11 protein-coding genes and 1 pseudogene are annotated in these 16,805 nt (G+C 69.4%); 8 read left to right on the top strand and 4 right to left on the bottom strand.

Annotated features, from left to right (window positions below):
* The first annotated feature begins 23 nt into the window (after positions 1 to 23).
* On the top strand, positions 24 to 899 hold the full coding sequence (locus BG452_RS01505; RefSeq protein ID WP_188302276.1) for a helix-turn-helix domain-containing protein: 876 nt from the start codon (positions 24 to 26) through the stop codon (positions 897 to 899).
* Between the two features lie 263 nt (positions 900 to 1,162).
* Here the strand turns inward: BG452_RS01505 and BG452_RS01500 are convergent, their stop codons facing one another.
* The 3 genes from BG452_RS01500 to BG452_RS01490 all read right to left on the bottom strand — a co-directional run bounded on the left by BG452_RS01500 (position 1,163) and on the right by BG452_RS01490 (position 3,951).
* Positions 1,163 to 1,789 (bottom strand): HAD-IA family hydrolase, encoded by a 627-nt coding sequence (locus BG452_RS01500; RefSeq protein WP_188302275.1) that lies wholly within the window; start codon positions 1,787 to 1,789, stop codon positions 1,163 to 1,165.
* A 273-nt stretch (positions 1,790 to 2,062) separates the two neighbouring features.
* Positions 2,063 to 3,298 carry an MAB_1171c family putative transporter gene (locus BG452_RS01495; protein ID WP_188302274.1) on the bottom strand — a complete coding sequence of 412 codons (1,236 nt, stop codon included), beginning with the start codon at positions 3,296 to 3,298 and terminating at the stop codon, positions 2,063 to 2,065.
* 146 nt (positions 3,299 to 3,444) lie between these two features.
* Entirely contained in the window at positions 3,445 to 3,951 is a 507-nt protein-coding gene (locus BG452_RS01490) for a hypothetical protein (RefSeq protein WP_223241603.1), read from the bottom strand.
* Between the two features lie 1,738 nt (positions 3,952 to 5,689).
* Here BG452_RS01490 and BG452_RS01485 point away from each other — a divergent pair.
* The 7 genes from BG452_RS01485 (at position 5,690) to BG452_RS01455 (ending at position 15,962) form a co-directional block, all read left to right on the top strand.
* Positions 5,690 to 7,519 carry an APC family permease gene (locus BG452_RS01485; protein ID WP_188302273.1) on the top strand — a complete coding sequence of 610 codons (1,830 nt, stop codon included), beginning with the start codon at positions 5,690 to 5,692 and terminating at the stop codon, positions 7,517 to 7,519.
* Positions 7,520 to 7,916: 397 nt separating this feature from the next.
* Entirely contained in the window at positions 7,917 to 8,006 is a 90-nt protein-coding gene (gene kdpF / locus BG452_RS46875) for a K(+)-transporting ATPase subunit F (RefSeq protein WP_045693083.1), read from the top strand.
* A 1-nt stretch (position 8,007) separates the two neighbouring features.
* Complete coding sequence (gene kdpA / locus BG452_RS01475) at positions 8,008 to 9,669, top strand: potassium-transporting ATPase subunit KdpA (RefSeq protein ID WP_188302272.1); 1,662 nt, start codon at positions 8,008 to 8,010, stop codon at positions 9,667 to 9,669.
* Positions 9,669 to 11,786, top strand: a complete 2,118-nt coding sequence (gene kdpB / locus BG452_RS01470) for a potassium-transporting ATPase subunit KdpB (RefSeq protein ID WP_188302271.1) — start codon at positions 9,669 to 9,671, stop codon at positions 11,784 to 11,786. Before kdpA ends, kdpB begins: the two co-directional genes overlap by 1 nt.
* Positions 11,787 to 11,805: 19 nt before the next feature.
* Positions 11,806 to 12,435 (top strand): potassium-transporting ATPase subunit KdpC, encoded by a 630-nt coding sequence (gene kdpC / locus BG452_RS01465; RefSeq protein WP_188302270.1) that lies wholly within the window; start codon positions 11,806 to 11,808, stop codon positions 12,433 to 12,435.
* A 172-nt stretch (positions 12,436 to 12,607) separates the two neighbouring features.
* Positions 12,608 to 15,265, top strand: a complete 2,658-nt coding sequence (locus BG452_RS01460; protein ID WP_188302269.1) for an ATP-binding protein — start codon at positions 12,608 to 12,610, stop codon at positions 15,263 to 15,265.
* Positions 15,258 to 15,962 carry a response regulator gene (locus tag BG452_RS01455; protein WP_188302268.1) on the top strand — a complete coding sequence of 235 codons (705 nt, stop codon included), beginning with the start codon at positions 15,258 to 15,260 and terminating at the stop codon, positions 15,960 to 15,962. Before BG452_RS01460 ends, BG452_RS01455 begins: the two co-directional genes overlap by 8 nt.
* A 293-nt stretch (positions 15,963 to 16,255) precedes the next feature.
* On the opposite strand, the pseudogene BG452_RS01450 reads toward BG452_RS01455, so the two are convergent.
* Positions 16,256 to 16,805 (bottom strand): annotated as a pseudogene (locus BG452_RS01450) (hydrolase); the annotation flags it as partial.

The following is a 16,805-nucleotide window of genomic DNA, read 5'->3' as shown; positions in this document are numbered from 1 at the left end:
GCCCGATCGTCGCTGGAGTTCATGTGTCCCCACGTCAGTTCGACGGCAGACGCGTACGTGCTGTCCGGCGGGCCAAGGACCTTAGCCAGGGTGAGTTGGGCGCCAAGGTGAGCGTCGGCGGCCCAGCCGTCGCGCGATGGGAGAACGGCGAGGACCACCCCAAGGGTGAGAAGCTCCCCGCGATTGCAGCGGCGCTCGGTCAGCCGCTCGATGTTCTTTTCCCTCACGACGGGCCGCCGGACCTCCAGCTCCTGCGATGCGATGCCGGCCTCACCGTGGCGCAGGCCGCTGCGATCATCGGCACGAGCCGCGTGCCGCTGAGCAACGCGGAGTCCGGTCGGCGCAGGCTCAACGACGCCTATGTGCCACCGCTCGCAGAGGCATACGGGGTAACCGAGGAGGTCTTGCAGGCCGCCCAGGACTGCTCGTTCGGGCTTCGCCCCGCGGCCTCGCGTGACGAGCAGGCGTCGGCGCCCCGCACCATCGGCGAGAAGGTCAACTACCTCTTGGCGCACGGGTACGTGGGCCAGGAGGCGCCCTCTGGCGAGGAAATCGCGCGGGTCGTAAATGATCACGCGGGCGGGCCAGTCGTTACAGTCGAGGACATCGTCGCCCTTCGCGCGGGCGCCACAACCGAGGCTTCCGAGGTAGTGCGCGCCGGCCTGGCCGAGGCGCTCCAAGTCGACGTCGCCCTCTTCGAGGACGATGCCGAGGTCGACCCTGCGGCCCGCGAATTCCTGGAGGCGGTCCGTTTCCTCGGCTCGATTCACCGAGGACAGATTCTCGGGCTGGCTGCCCGGGGCAGCGGCGGGGGTCTGTCCGCCGAGATGATGGCCAAGATCAACGAGGTTGTCGGAGAGCTGAAGCACAAGCTGCCAGAGGTGCCGGACGAGGAGTGACGCCGTCGGCAAGTCGCCCTCGCAGGCTTGACCCCTGAGCGGTTTCCGCTACAGGCGTCGTGCCTGCTGCCAACGGTCGACCGCGCCCGGGAAGCAGGGCGAACGAGCTGTGTTACCGCCAGGCCATGCCCGACAACAGCGAAGGGACTGCGGTCCCGCCCCAGCACGGGGCGGGACCGCAGTCCCTTCGCTGTTCATGGCCTCGGAGCCTCACGATCGAGCTCTTGCTGCACCGAGATGTGGGCGCACACAGCGCCCGGCTACTACGCGGTGAGGTCTACGCCGAGCAGCTCGGAGAGAGTGGCCACCGTCTGCGCCGGGTCCTGGTTGTGCACCCCAGCCAGGCCAAGCTGCTCCGCTGCCTGCACGTACGCCAAGGTGTCATCCACGAAGATGGCCTCAGCAGCCGGCAGATCCATGAGCTTGAGCGTGACCTCGAAAAGGCCCGCGTCGGGCTTCCGCATCAGGTGGTGCTCGGAGATCACCACGACGTCGTACAGCCGCTCCAGGTCGTAGCCGTCGTACAGGTCCCAGGGTGCGAGGCCCACGGAGTTGGACAGGATGCCCACCTTGATCCCTGCGCGCCGTGCCGCCGCAGCCGCGTTGATCAGCAGCGGCTCAGGGCGAAGGTCGCCGAAGATGCGGCCCATCAGACCCTCGGGGTCGACGCCCAGCATCGTGCCGGCGAACTCGTTCCACTCAGTCTGGGAGACCGCTCCGCGCTCAAGGTCGCTGGTGATCCGGACGCCTGTCTCGTCCTTGTACAGGGCCGTGAGGCATGCGCCCTGCGGAAGGCCCTCGCGCTGCTCGAAGGCGAGCACCGCGGGCAGGAGCGGGGTGGTGAGCACTCCGCCGAAGTCGAGGATGAGGCCAGTGCGGCGGTTGGACATGCGGGAACTCCATTGTTGAGAGATTTCGGACGCCCGGACAGCGTCACGGCCCCGGCTACATATGGTGACGACAGTAGCTGTGCGTCGCAGACCAGGGGGCACCTGTGGGCGGATCGGGACGTATCAGTCCGCATACCCACGGTACCAAACCAGTTCATGGCGCGGATGGTGCTAAACCTCACTTGCCGGACCGCAATTCAAGATCGCCACGCTGCGACCCAGTGCGGCGGATATGAGGCCGCCCCGGGAATAATCGGGCGACCTCACTGCGAGCTACCGATCGGCCTTGAACTCCACTCTCGCTGAGCATACGAGAAGCTCCTGTGCCTGATCCTCTGTGGTATTCGAGTAGGCCGTGCTGACGCGTGCGAGCCACGCCGCTTCGCTGTCGGTATCAACGAAAGGCTTCTCTCGCAGAGGGGCTGAGGCGTCCACATTTGCTGGTGTGGTGTCAACGGCCTTGAGCGCGGCCTTAATCCAGTACGCCTCTGCGGTCGGCTCAGGATCGGAATGTGAGGCGGTAGCATCCTCTGCGGCGAATATCAGGTCTCGTGGAGCGTAATAGCGCAGCTTCTCACAAGCATCAGCAATGTCCTGGGTCCACCGGTCGAGGCGGACGTCAATGGGGACGCGCATGTGCATAAGTTCTGTGAGGCGCCTCCCAGGTGGATACAGGCTCGTCCCCGGGAATGCCTCCACCAGGTCGAACCAGAGTGGATAGATCCTGTTCAGGGTGCGCCACGTCTTCCACCGGGCTGCTGCCGCGCGGGTGGTGGGAATGCTCGCGCCGACGGCGACGAGCAGGAAAAGCAGGTCCATCCATATTGATTCGGCGTCGACGACAAACCGCACTGTGGAGGGGCTCAGGGGGAAGGCCACCGCGACCCAGAGGAGGCCGGGACGGGACAGTGAATGGACCAGTCCCATCCACATTGCAATCCCCATCAAGCCTAGCCCGATGCGCATGCTCGTACTCTCGGCCTGTCGCGCTGCCCTCGTCCACTGGTAGCCGCAGACCGTAGCCGTGACAAGGGGGAAGGCGTAGAAGACGGTCATGTAGACCGCGACTCCCCATTGTCCAGCATGGTCTATGAGGAAATCTTGGCTCTGTGCCTTGCGGTCCACCACGGTGAAAAATAGGACCGTGAGCAGGGTGACGCCTACAGCCCCCGCCTTATAGGACACGCGGGCGATCCAGCGGGAGACCGCTACGTGACGGGGCACAACTGCCTCCGTACTCTTCCCGTAGCTGGTCGCGACGTAGGTCAGGGCTGCGATGGTCGCCGCAGTGCTGGCAAAGTGTCTCAGCAGAGCGTCCAGGTCCACCACGGGAATGCGATCTACGGCACCCATTACTGCCGGCGTGTAGAGCCACAGGGCTACAGCGAATCCCGCATAACCGCCCCAGAGCGCCCGGCGGTGAGAGTCACCGTAGCGAACTGCGGGGAATCGCCATATGGCGATTGCGGCCATCACTACTGCGGTCAGGTATTTAAAGTAGTCGAACATGTAACCAGTGGTTGTCTATGCAGGCTACGTGCCTGCCGACCGGAAGGTCGGCTGACGGCGGCCTTAGTTGCCAGCAGGTGGACTGTTTTGTGCGGAGTAGTCATGAGGCCAGAAACGACACCTCGGCGGTTGCCGTACAATCGCGGCTAGCGTTTGCGCCGCGGCGGGGCAACTGGGTGGGCGAGCGAGGATTCCAGGAGACTGACCATGTCATCTCCCGTGATCGACTGGCGGCGCGCCAACCGCTTTATCAGTGAGGCCGAAAGCTCGGCCTGCTTCTCCTCGGGACTGTCAAAATCTACGCGCCCTTGGACCAGAGTCGACGGGAAACGGCGGATCACTTCCTGGCGGATACGTTCAGGGACGTATCGCTCGATCTCGGCAGCCGTCAGGGTGGTCCCGTGGTCCAGCCATTCGTGCGCAAGCTCATGCAGGATGATGTGCTCGGTTTGATTTCGGCTTGAACGGCGGCGGTAGAGAATGAGTGTGAACGCCGGTGCTTTGACTCGGAGGCCACATGCCGTGCCCAGCCCCCCATCGGGGTCATCCAGTGGCACAAGCCGAATCTGGCGACCCAGCGCTCCCTCCATATTTCGCACCAGCGCCTCGACACTGAAGGGAACGGGAGTGGGTAGGTCGGCGAGAAGGCGCATGCATTCCTTGACGAGTGCGCGCTGTGAAGGGTCTCTACGCCAACGCATAATCGCTCCATTGAAATGCTGGTGTTCTGCGCCGGCCCCACCCGATACTCGTAGCGAGGTGCTAGCAGTCAGGAGCGTGTGCTTGAGGTGCGCGGTGGCCGGTCGATCGGCGGCCGTGGCCACGCTCAATCGTACAAGGAGGGAAGTGCGATACGTCCGGTTCGGGTGTGTTGCGAAGGTCACGCTACATAGCGTGATGATTCCAAGATCGAAATTGAGCGGCGGCGTCTTAATTGATCTTTAGTGCCTTTATGCCGTCACAAGCCTGACCATGCACCAGGCCAGCGTGCCCGAACGGGGGCGGCGGGGCGGCGACAGCTTCGACACGGATGCGGGCAGGAGAATGCCGGCGGTGGCTCAGCCTGGCCGGACGGCGGGGCTTGGAGGGCTGTGCCTGTTCGTCGGGTTCCGCCGACTGGCGGGTGCCGGGCAGGACGGTGTCGAGATCGGGCCGGAGGAGAAGTTCGAGACGGGCTGCGGCCTCGGGACGGGGGCGGGCGTGGCAAGGCCACCCGAAGCAGGCACCGGAGGGGTACGGGGTCCGCTCGATAACGCTCCTACACCGAGTGCAGGTGGCCATCTGGGGGGCCTCGCTGTTGAGCTCCACCGTTCCGTCTCGTTCCTGGTCCTGGTCCTGGTCCTCTTCGACCGTACGGGCGCGTGACCCGCGAGCGAGACTGACCACGAGGTGAGGTCGACCACGTCGGGCAAGGCAAACGCGGCGGCCTCCGTCGCGGTTCAAACACCCCTTGTCCGTTCAGGGCCGGGGCTGCTACTTCTCCACAGGGCTGAGTCTCTTGGGGGTCGGCGTCAACGGGTTGTCCCGATGGCCCTCAGCCTCATCTCGGTAGCCGTTGGCATCACCCTGCTCTACGTCCTGGATGCGCCGTCCGACGTCTCCGCACTCGCGGTCGCCATGTTCGTAGGACTCGCCACTTCACTGCTGGTCACAGATCTCGATCCACAACAGCGTCGATCCTTCTGCTGGTCTTCGGCCCCTGGGCGCTCCCCGCCGTACTCGGCGCCGTGCCATCGGCTGGTCCCGGATCATCCTCAAGGCTCACGCCATCGCGCAGATCCTTGCTGGCACGGCTCTGGGTGGCACTGCTGCCTTGACGTTCGTCCTTCTTCGATAGCGAGGCTCAAGGGTCTGCGCTCACCGGCTGAGGCCCTCCGCCTCGCGACCGCCGTCTCCGGCCGCACCCTCGGGGCCTATCTCCGGACCAGCCACGGACCAAGGCTGGTGCCGAACCAGGTTTCAGCAGGTCAGGACATGTTTGCGCGGCGGTCTGTAAATCTGTCGCGCAAGCTACGCAGGTTCGAACCCTGCACCAGCCACAGGATAGAAAACAGCCCCCGATCTGCGGAAACGCGGATCGGGGGCTCTTTCGTGTGCCCCGGCGCGGGTGGGGGTAGTTGTTGCACATTGCTTGCAATTACCTCTGACAGGCAGCAAAGTGGGGAGTCGGGGGTGGGAGTCCTTCGACCGAGCTGATCGTCTTCCCAACCGGCGCCCGCCGGGACAACGGCTCACCCCACCCCCGCCAAGACCCCTCCCGTCGTGCCGCGCCGCGTCAAGACCGCGTCAAGGGCACTGGTGGCGGCGTCAGGAACACGTAGGGGACGGGCCCGGCCGGGGCGCGCGAACCGCAGGATTCGGAGCAACTACCCGACTGCGGAGGTCCGTCCGATGTCCAGCGCCATCTCCACCCCGGCCGTGACGGCCGACGAACCGCCGGATACCGGGGCGGGCGACGAGCGGCACCGGCTCAGCGCGCTCGGCGGGCTGGCGGCCCTGTCGCTGGACGCGATGGCCTCGGTGGCGTACGGCCCGGAGTCGATCGTGCTGGTGCTGGGCGCGGCCGGCGGGTACGGGCTGGGCTTCACGGTGCCGGTCACGGTGGCGATCGCCGTCCTGCTCGCGGTGCTGGTCGCCTCCTACCGGCAGGTGATCGCGGCCTTCCCGGACGGCGGTGGCTCCTACGCGGTGGCCAAGGCCCACCTGGGGCGCCGGACGGCGCTGACCGCCGCCGCCTCGCTGGTGATCGACTACATCCTGAACGTCGCCGTCTCGGTGACCGCCGGCGTGGCCGCGCTGACCTCCGCCGTCCCGAGCCTGTACGACGACCGGGTGTGGCTCTGCCTGGGCGTGCTCGCCCTGGTGACCGCCGTCAACCTGCGCGGCATCGCCGAGTCGGCGCGCTGGTTCATGGTGCCGACGGCCGTGTTCGTGCTGTCGATCCTGGCGATCATCGTGGTCGGCCTGTTCCGCGACGCCCCCGCCAGTACCGCGGCCGCCGCCGGCCACGCCTCGGTGCTGGCCGAGAACGCCACCGCGGTCGGCGCAATGCTGCTGCTCAAGGCCTTCGCGGCCGGCTGCTCGGCGCTGACCGGCGTCGAGGCGGTGGCCAACGCCGTCCCCTCCTTCCGCACCCCGCGGGTGAAGCGGGCCCAGCACACCGAGGTCGCGCTCGGCGCCCTGCTCGGCGTGATGCTGATCGGCCTGGCCGTGCTGATCGGCCGCTTCCACCTCCAGCCGGTCGACGGCGTCACCGTGCTCGCCCAGCTCGCCGACGCCTCGCTCGGCCACGGCCTCGGCTTCTTCGTCGTCCAGTTCGCCACCGTGGTTCTGCTCGGCCTGGCCGCCAACACCTCCTTCGGCGGCCTGCCGGTGCTGATGGACCTGCTCGCCCGGGACAACCACCTCCCGCACGTCTTCGCGCTGCGCGCCGACCGCCAGGTGTACCGGTACGGCGTGCTGTTCCTGGCTGCCGTGTCGGCCGCGCTGCTGGTCGGCTCCGGCGGCGACGTCAACAGCCTGGTGCCGCTGTTCTCGATCGGCGTGTTCGTCGGCTTCACCATCTGCCAGGTCGGCATGGTCCGGCACTGGTACCGGAACCGCCCGGCCGGCTGGCGCCGGAAGGCCGCGCTGAACGGCTTCGGCGCGGTGCTGACCGGCGTCGCGACCCTCGTGGTGACCGGCACCAAGTTCACCGAGGGCGCCTGGGGCATCGTGGTGGCCCTGCCACTGCTGGTGGTGCTGTTCGAGGCGATCCACCGCAGCTACGGGCGGATCGGCGAACGGCTGGAGCTCGGCCGGGTGCCGGGCGCGGTGACCCGCCAGCGCAGCCTGGTGGTCGTCCCGGTGACGGCGATCACCCGGCTCACCCGGGACGGCCTGTCGGCGGCGCTGTCGCTGGGCGACGAGGTGTTCGCGGTGACCGTGGTGCACGACCCGGCCGACGCCGAGGCGCTGCGCCGGGACTGGGAGCTGTGGCAGCCCGGGGTGCCGCTGCTGGAGATCCCGGAGGGCCACCGGCGGCTCGGCCAGCCGATCGCCGACTTCGTCAACCGGCTGGGCGAGGAGCACGCCTACGACCGGCTCACCGTGCTGATCCCCGAGGTCGAGCCCGCCCACTGGTACCAGCGCGCGCTGCAGAACCGGCGCGGCGCGGTGATCGACCGCGCCCTGCGTCGGCACACCGACGCGGTGGTCTGCCGGCTGCGGATGCGGATGTGACGGCGGGAGCCGGCGGGCTCGGACACTGACGGGTGAACCCACGGGCCCCGGTACGGCTGCGAAGCCGTACCGGGGCCCGACGCATGTCTCCCGCTCAGCCCGGGCACGGCCGGTCTCGGCCTGGTCACGACGGTCTCGGCCCGGTGAAGCGGGCGTCAAGGTCGCGTCAACGGACCGCATTCACCCGTATGGAGGGCGTCAGGGCGCCCTAACGCGGCCTAGACGGCTGGTTTGCTGCATCTGCCGGCCGTCCGCCGGTGCCGCACGGAGCCACTCGGCCCGTCCGCGGCATCTCCCGAAGCACGCTGGTGGAGCCCATGTCCGATCTCATCTACGTCGGTGTCACGGTTGCCGTGTTCGCCGTCATCGCCCTGATCGCGCGGGGGGTGGAGAAGCTGTGAGTGCCGAAAACATCGCTGGTCTGGTCGTGGCCGTCGCTCTCGTCGGCTACCTCGTCGTGGCGCTGATCTTCCCGGAGAAGTTCTGACATGGGATCCACTCTCGCGGGCTGGATGCAGGCCCTCGCCCTCGTCGGCGCGCTGGCCCTGTGCTACCGCCCCCTTGGCGACTACATCGCCAAGCTCCTCACCACCGCCAAGCACCTCAGAGTCGAGCGCGGCATCTACAAGGTGATCGGCGTCGACGGTGACGCCGATCAGCGCTGGCCCGTGTACCTGCGCTCGGTGCTGGCCTTCTCGGCCGTCTCGGTGCTCTTCCTCTACGGCCTGATCCGCCTCCAGGGCTACCTGCTGCTGAACCTGGGCGTCAAGCAGATGGAGGGCCACCAGGCCTGGAACACCGCGATCTCCTTCGTCACCAACACCAACTGGCAGTCCTACGCCGGTGAGTCCGCGATGGGCCACCTGGTGCAGATGTCGGGCCTGGCGGTGCAGAACTTCGTGTCCGCGGCCGTCGGCATCGCCGTCGTCGCCACGCTGATCCGGGGCTTCACGCGGAACAAGACGGACCGGATCGGCAACTTCTGGGTGGACCTGGTCCGCATCAACCTGCGGCTGCTGCTGCCGCTCGCGCTCGTGTTCGCGCTGGTCCTGGCCGCCAACGGCGTCATCCAGAACTTCCACGGCTTCCACGAGATCACCGGCCTCGCCGGTGACGTCCAGAAGATCCCGGGCGGCCCGGTGGCCTCCCAGGAGGTCATCAAGGAGCTCGGCACCAACGGCGGCGGCTTCTTCAACGCCAACTCGGCCCACCCGTTCGAGAACCCGACCGGGCTCACGAACTGGCTGGAGATCTTCCTCATCCTGGTGATCCCGTTCGCACTGCCGCGGACCTTCGGCCGGATGGTCGGGGACAACCGCCAGGGCTACGCGATCGTCTCCGTGATGGGCCTGTTCTGGATCGCCTCGGTCGCCCTGCTGACCCTCGTCGAGTCCCAGCACCACGGCACCGCCCTGCAGGCCGCGGGCGGCGCGATGGAGGGCAAGGAGCAGCGCTTCGGCATCGCCGCCAGCACGCTGTTCGCCGCCTCGACCACGCTGACCTCGACGGGTGCGGTGAACTCCTTCCACGACTCGTTCACGCCGTTCGGCGGTGGCATCACGATCTTCAACATGATGCTGGGCGAGATCGCGCCCGGCGGTGTGGGCTCCGGCCTGTACGGCATGCTGGTCCTGGCCATCGTCGCGGTGTTCGTCGCCGGCCTGATGGTCGGCCGCACCCCCGAGTACCTGGGCAAGAAGCTCGGCGGCCGCGAGATGAAGTTCGCCTCGCTGTACATCCTCACCACCCCGACCATCGTGCTGGTCGGCACCGGTGTGGCGATGGCCCTGCCGGGCGAGCGGGCCGGGATGCTCAACTCGGGTGCCCATGGCTTCTCCGAGGTGCTGTACGCCTTCACCTCGGCCGCCAACAACAACGGCTCGGCCTTCGCCGGCATCACGGTCAACACCGACTGGTACGACACCGCGTTCGGCCTGGCGATGGTCCTCGGCCGCTTCCTGCCGATCGTCTTCGTCCTGGCGCTGGCGGGCTCGCTCGCCCAGCAGCAGCCGGTTCCGGCCACTCCGGGCACCCTGCCCACCCACAAGCCGCTGTTCGTGGGCCTGCTGTCGGGCGTGATCCTGATCGTCGTCGGCCTCACCTACTTCCCGGCCCTGGCCCTCGGGCCGCTCGCGGAAGGTCTCTCCTGATGTCCACCCCTACGCTCAACCCCGCACCGGCCGACAACCCGGCCGAGCCCGCCGCGCCGCACAGAGTGCAGAGCGGCCTCCTCGACCCGAAGCTGATCGTCGCGTCGCTGCCGGACGCGGTGAAGAAGCTCGACCCCCGGGTGATGGTCAAGAACCCGGTGATGTTCGTGGTCGAGGTGGGCTCGGTGGTCACCACCGTCTCCGCGATCGCCAGCCCGTCCGTGTTCGCCTGGGCGATCACCGTCTGGCTCTGGCTCACCACGATCTTCGCCAACCTGGCGGAGGCCGTGGCCGAGGGCCGCGGCAAGGCCCAGGCCGACACCCTGCGCAAGACCAAGACCGAGAGCGTCGCCCGCCGGCTCACCAACTGGCCCGCCACCCAGGACGAGGAGGAGGTGCCCGGCACCGCGCTCCAGCTCGGTGACCACGTGGTGGTCGAGGCCGGGCAGGTCATCCCCGGCGACGGCGACGTGGTCGAGGGCGTCGCGTCCGTCGACGAGTCGGCGATCACCGGTGAGTCCGCGCCGGTCATCCGCGAGTCCGGCGGTGACCGGTCCGCGGTGACCGGCGGCACCAAGGTGCTGTCCGACCGGATCGTGGTGAAGATCGCCTCGGAGCCCGGCAAGTCCTTCATCGACCGGATGATCGCCCTGGTCGAGGGCGCCGCCCGGCAGAAGACGCCGAACGAGATCGCGCTCAACATCCTGCTGGCCTCGCTGACCATCGTCTTCCTGGTCGCGGTCGTCACCCTCCAGCCGATGGCCACCTTCGCGGGCGCCCCGCAGTCGATGATCGTGCTGGTCGCCCTGATCGTGGCGCTCATCCCGACCACCATCGGCGCACTGCTCTCCGCGATCGGCATCGCGGGCATGGACCGCCTGGTCCAGCGCAACGTGCTGGCGATGTCCGGCCGCGCCGTCGAGGCCGCCGGCGACGTCAACACCCTGCTGCTCGACAAGACCGGCACCATCACCCTGGGCAACCGCCAGGCCGCCGAGTTCCTGCCCGCCCCGGGCGTGGACACCGACGAACTGGCCAGCGCCGCCCAGCTCTCCTCCCTGGCGGACGAGACCCCCGAGGGCCGCTCGATCGTGGTCCTGGCCAAGACCGAGTACGGTCTGCGGGCCCGCGCCCAGGGCGAGTTGACGCACGCCACCTGGGTCCCGTTCACCGCTCAGACCCGCATGTCGGGGGTGGACCTGGACGAGGCCGACGGCGTCCACCAGGTCCGCAAGGGCGCCGCCGGGTCCGTCTCCAACTGGGTTACGGAGAACGGTGGTTCGGTCGGCGACGAGGTCGCCACCCTGGTCGACGGCATCTCCGCCGCCGGTGGCACCCCACTGGTCGTGGCCACCAAGGTCGGCAGCAAGCCGGCCCGCGTCCTGGGTGTCATCCACCTCAAGGACGTGGTCAAGGAGGGCATGCGGGAGCGCTTCGACGAGCTCCGCCGGATGGGCATCAAGACCATCATGATCACGGGCGACAACCCGCTGACCGCCAAGGCGATCGCGGAGGAGGCCGGCGTGGACGACTTCCTCGCCGAGGCCACGCCCGAGGACAAGATGGCCCTGATCAAGAAGGAGCAGGAGGGTGGCAAGCTGGTCGCGATGACCGGCGACGGCACCAACGACGCCCCCGCGCTCGCCCAGGCCGACGTCGGCGTCGCGATGAACACCGGGACCATGGCGGCCAAGGAGGCCGGCAACATGGTCGACCTGGACTCCAACCCGACCAAGCTGATCGAGATCGTGGAGATCGGCAAGCAGCTGCTGATCACCCGTGGTGCGCTGACCACCTTCTCGATCGCCAACGACGTGGCCAAGTACTTCGCGATCATCCCCGCGATGTTCGCCGGGGTCTACCCGGGCCTGAAGCACCTCAACATCATGGGCCTGCACAGTCCGCAGTCCGCGATCACCTCGGCGATCATCTTCAACGCCCTGGTCATCATCGGCCTGATCCCGCTCGCCCTGCGCGGCGTGAAGTACCGCCCCTCCGACGCCAGTTCCCTGCTGCGCCGCAACATCGGGATCTACGGCTTCGGCGGTCTGGTGGTGCCGTTCGTCGGCATCAAGCTGATCGACCTGATCGTCCAGTTCATCCCCGGCCTCAGCTGACGCGGGAAGGAGAAACACCATGTCCAAGCCCCTGCCGACGACCATCCGTACGCACTGGACCGCGCTGCGCGCGCTGCTCGTGCTCACGGTGATCCTGGGAGTCGCCTACCCGCTGCTGGTCACCGGGATCAGCCAGGTCGCGTTCAGCGACAAGGCCAACGGCTCGATCGTGAAGTCCGACGGCAAGGAAGTCGGTTCCAGCCTGCTCGGCCAGAACTACAACCTGCCCAAGGTCAACCCGGACGACCCGAAGGAGGACCCCAAGCCGGACCCGAAGTTCTTCCAGCCCCGGCCCTCCGCCAACAACTACGCCGGCGACAACTCGGGCGCCTCCAACCTCGGCCCGAACAGCGACGACCTGCTCAAGGCCGTCAACGACCGCCGCGCCGCCGCCGCCGAGTTCGACGGCGTCGACCCGGCCAGCGTCCCGGTCGACGCGCTGACCGCCTCCGGCTCCGGCCTCGACCCGCACATCTCGGTGGCCTACGCCAAGGAGCAGGTCAACCGGGTCGCCAAGGAGCGCAACCTGCCGGTGGAGACGGTCGCCAAGCTGGTCGACACGTACACCGAGGGCCGCTCGGTCGGCTTCCTCGGTGACGAGGGCGTCAACGTCGTGCTGCTCAACAAGGCCGTCAGCGAAGCGAAGTGACCGAGCAGACGTGACCGAGCAGAAGTGACCGAACAGTGACACCGCACCCCGTGCCGGGGTGACCGGGCCGACCCGGGCGCGGGAGGATGCCTCCCGCGCCCGGGTCGGCTGCCCCGTATCCGCAGACGCGTACCGCCCAGCCGTCGACTCCTGATGGAAAGAAGCAGTGCTCATGGCCCGCGACCTCACCCCCGGCTCCGGCACCCGCACCGGCCGCCTGAGGGTGTACCTCGGCTCCGCCCCGGGGGTCGGCAAGACCTACCGGATGCTGGACGAGGCCCGGCGCAGACAGGAGCGCGGGGCCGACGTCGTGGTCGGGTACATCGAGTGCCACGGCCGCCGTCACACCGAGGCCATGATCGACGGCCTGGAGGTCCTGCCGCGCGTCCACCGCTCCTACCGCGACGCCGAGTTCGAGGAGATGGACCTCGACGGGCTGCTCGCCCGCCGCCCCTCCGTCGTCCTGGTCGACGAACTGGCGCACACCAACATCCCCGGCGGCCGCCACGCCAAGCGCTGGCAGGACGTCGAGGAACTGCTCGCCGCCGGGATCGACGTCATCACCACCGTCAACATCCAGCATCTGGAATCGCTGAACGACGTCGTCCAGAAGATCACCGGCATCCCGCAGCGCGAGACCGTCCCGGACGAGGTGGTCCGTCGGGCCGACCAGCTCGAACTCGTCGACATGGCGCCGCAGGCGCTGCGCCGGCGCATGGCCCATGGCAACGTCTACAAGGCGGAGAAGGTGGACGCCGCGCTCTCCAACTACTTCCGGGTCGGCAACCTCACCGCCCTGCGCGAACTCGCCCTGCTCTGGGTGGCCGGGCGGGTCGACGAGGGGCTGCGCGACTACCGGGCCAGCCACAACATCGACCGGGTCTGGGAGACCCGCGAACGGGTGGTGGTCGCCCTCACCGGCGGCCCGGAGGGCGAGACCCTGGTCCGCCGCGCCGCCCGGATCGCCGTCGCCGCGGGCGGCGAGCTGATGGCCGTGCACGTCTCCCGCAGCGACGGCCTGGCCGGCGCCTCCTCCGCCGCGCTCGCCCAGCAGCGCCAGCTGGTCGAGAGCCTCGGCGGCAGCTACCACGTGGTGGTCGGCGACGACGTCCCCATCGCGCTGCTGGCCTTCGCCCGCGCCCACGACGCCACCCAGCTGGTGCTCGGCACCAGCCGCCGCGGCCGGATCAACCGCTTCCTCACCGGCCCGGGCACCGGGCAGACCACCGTGGACGCCTCCGAGGACATCGACGTCCACATGGTCACCCACGAGTTCACCGGCCGCGGCCGGCTGCCCTCGCTGGGCCGGCGCCACTCCAGGCGCCGCACCATCCTCGGCTACGCGGCCGGCTTCGTGGTGCCCTGGCTGCTCACCGCCGTGCTCTCCCAGGCGCACCGGACCATCAACCTCACCACCGAGGCGCTGATCTTCCAGCTCGGCGTGGTCATCGTGGCCCTGCTCGGCGGCGCGATGTCCGCCCTGCTGGCCGCGTTCATCGCCTCGGTGCTGCTGAACTACTACTTCATCCCGCCGGTCCACAGCCTGACCATCGGCGAGACCAACAACATCGTCGCCCTGGTGGTCTTCGCCGCCATCGCGCTCACGGTCTCCACGGTGGTCGACCACGCCGGCCGGCTCACCACCCGGGCCGCCCGCGCCACCGCCGAGGCCGAGACCCTCTCCACCCTGGCCGGCAGCGTGCTGCGCGGCGCCGACGCGCTGCCCGCCCTGCTGGAGAAGTCCCGGACGGCCTTCGGCATGCAGACCGTCGCCCTGCTCTCCCGCTCCGACGGCGAGGTGCTCGCCCACTGCGAGGCCGAACACCCGGACGACGCCGGGGCGCGGCACGAGACCACCGAGGTCCCGGTCGGGGCCGATGCCCTGCTGGTCCTCACCGGCCGCCGGCTGCCCGCCGCCGACCAGCGGGTGCTCACCGCCTTCGCGGCCCACGTCGCCGCCGCACTGGAGCGGGACCGGCTGGCCGTGGTCGCCGCCGAGGTCGAGCCGATCAAGGCCGCCGACCGGATGCGCACCGCGCTGCTCGCCGCCGTCAGCCACGACCTGCGCACCCCGCTCGCCGCCGCCCGCGCCTCGGTCGGCTCACTGCGCAGCCCCGACGTCGAGTTCTCGCCCGAGGACCAGGCCGAACTCCTCGCCACCGCCGACGAGTCACTGGTCAAGCTCACCCGGCTGGTGGACAACCTGCTCGACATGAGCCGCCTCCAGGCCGGCGCGCTCACCCTGCACCTCACCGAGACCCACCTGGACGAGATCCTGCCCAGGGCGCTGGACAGCCTCCCCGACCCGTACGCGCCGGTCCAGCCGCTGGACCTGGACACCGCCCCGCCGGTGCTCGCCGACCCGCCGCTGCTGGAGCGGGTGCTCGCCAACGTGATCACCAACGCGCTGCGCTACAACGCGCCCGGCGCGCCCGTCCTGGTCACCGCCAGCCACCACGCCGACCAGGTCGAGATCCGGGTGATCGACCGCGGCCCCGGCATCGCCCCCGAGGACCGCGACCGGGTCTTCCTGCCCTTCCAGCGCCTCGGCGACACCGACAACACCACCGGCGTCGGCCTGGGCCTGGCGCTCTCCCGCGGCCTCGCCGAGGCCATGGGCGGCAGCCTGGAGGTGGAGGACACCCCGGGGGGCGGCACCACCATGCTGCTCACCCTGCCCGCCGCCACCTCGCAGTTCACCACCGAGCAGCTCACCACCGAGCAGCTCACCGAGCAGCTCACCACCGAGCAACTCACCGCCGAGCAACTCACCGAGCAGTTCACCGCCGAGCACTTCGCCACCGGGGAGGAACCACCGCACCATGAGTGAACGAAGTGAACGGACCATCGACAACTGCGAGATCCTCGTCGTCGACGACGAACCGGCCCTGCTGCGCACCCTGCGGATCAACCTCAGCGCCCGGAAGTACGCCGTGCGCACCGCCGCCAGCGGCGGCGAGGCGCTCGACCGGGCCGCGCACTCCGCCCCGGACGCCGTCCTGCTCGACCTCGGCCTGCCGGACCTCGACGGCATGGACGTGCTGCGCGGACTGCGCACCCACAGCGCGGTGCCGATCATCGTGCTCTCCGGCCGTTCCGACGCCGCCGACAAGATCGGCGCCCTCGACGCGGGCGCCGACGACTACCTCACCAAGCCGTTCCTGATGGACGAACTGCTGGCCCGGTTGAGGGCGGTGCTGCGCCGGCCGCTGAACCCGGTCCCGTCGGGCCGGCCGGTGATCGGCGACCACACCGTCGACCTCGCGGCCACCACGGTGCTCGGCCCGAGCGGCCCGGTGCGGCTCACCCCGACCGAGTGGCGGATCCTCGGCCTGCTGCTCGCCAATCCCGGCCGGCTGGTGCCCGGACGGCAGATCCTGCGCGAGGTGTGGGGCCCGGCCCAGGAGGCGCGCGGCAACTACCTGCGGGTCTACCTCGCCGGGCTGCGCCGGAAGCTGGAGCGAGATCCGGCCCGGCCGCGGCACCTGATCACCGAGCCGGGGATCGGCTACCGCTACGTGCCGTGACCGCGCGGGGCGTCAACGGGCCGTCAAGAGGGGCCCGGTGGGCGACAGGAGAGCGTCAAGGCCGGTCGGGGCGGTGCTCCGTGGTCGTAGTGTCAGTGCTGGAACGAGCGGGCCCTGCTCCATGTGGGGGAAGCCTGGGGCCGCTCCAGCCGCCATCCAAGGGCGGCCAGTAATGGGGGAGGGGCGCGCGATGCGAATCGCGCGCCCCTTTGGTTTCCGCCGCTCCACCCGCCCGTCGCGCCTGTTCAGCAGCCTGTTCAGCGGTCCGTTCAGCAGTCGGTGCAGCGGTCGGTTCAGCAGTCCGTGCCGCCGGACTGCCGGGGCAGCGCCAGCGCCACGGTGTCCGCGAACTCCCGTACCGCGCTGGTCCGGCTGACCACCCGGCCGCTGTGCACCACCAGCCGGCTGTGCCCGCCCGCGAGCGCCCCGGCCAGGCTGTCCCCGCGCACCGCCAGCAGCTCCGCCGGGAACCCGGCGTCCACCCGGACCGGCGGCAGTCCGAGCGTCGCCCGCGCCTGGTTCGCCACCGCGTCGTACGCCGCGCCCGGGTCCAGCTCCCCGCCCGCCGCGAGGAGGTAGGCCGACTCCAGCGGATCGGCTCGGCCGACCGGGTTGGACTGGTCCCGCAGAGCACCGCTGCCGGCCGCCATCGGCACCCGGGCCGCGGCCAACTCCCGTACCAGGCCGGGCCGCGGGGCGGCCGGACGGCCCTCCAGCCCGGTGCAGCCGCCGTTCTGCGGCAGCCAGACCACCCGCACCCCGCTGGTGGCCAGCACCGTGGCTGCGCCGCGCGGCAGCGCCCCGCACGGCCCGAGCGCCACCCGCGGCCGCAGCGGCGCCAAG

This window comes from Streptomyces sp. CBMA123 (assembly GCF_014596465.1).
Classification (GTDB): domain Bacteria; phylum Actinomycetota; class Actinomycetes; order Streptomycetales; family Streptomycetaceae; genus Kitasatospora.
This window is presented reverse-complemented; position numbering and strand designations above follow the sequence as displayed.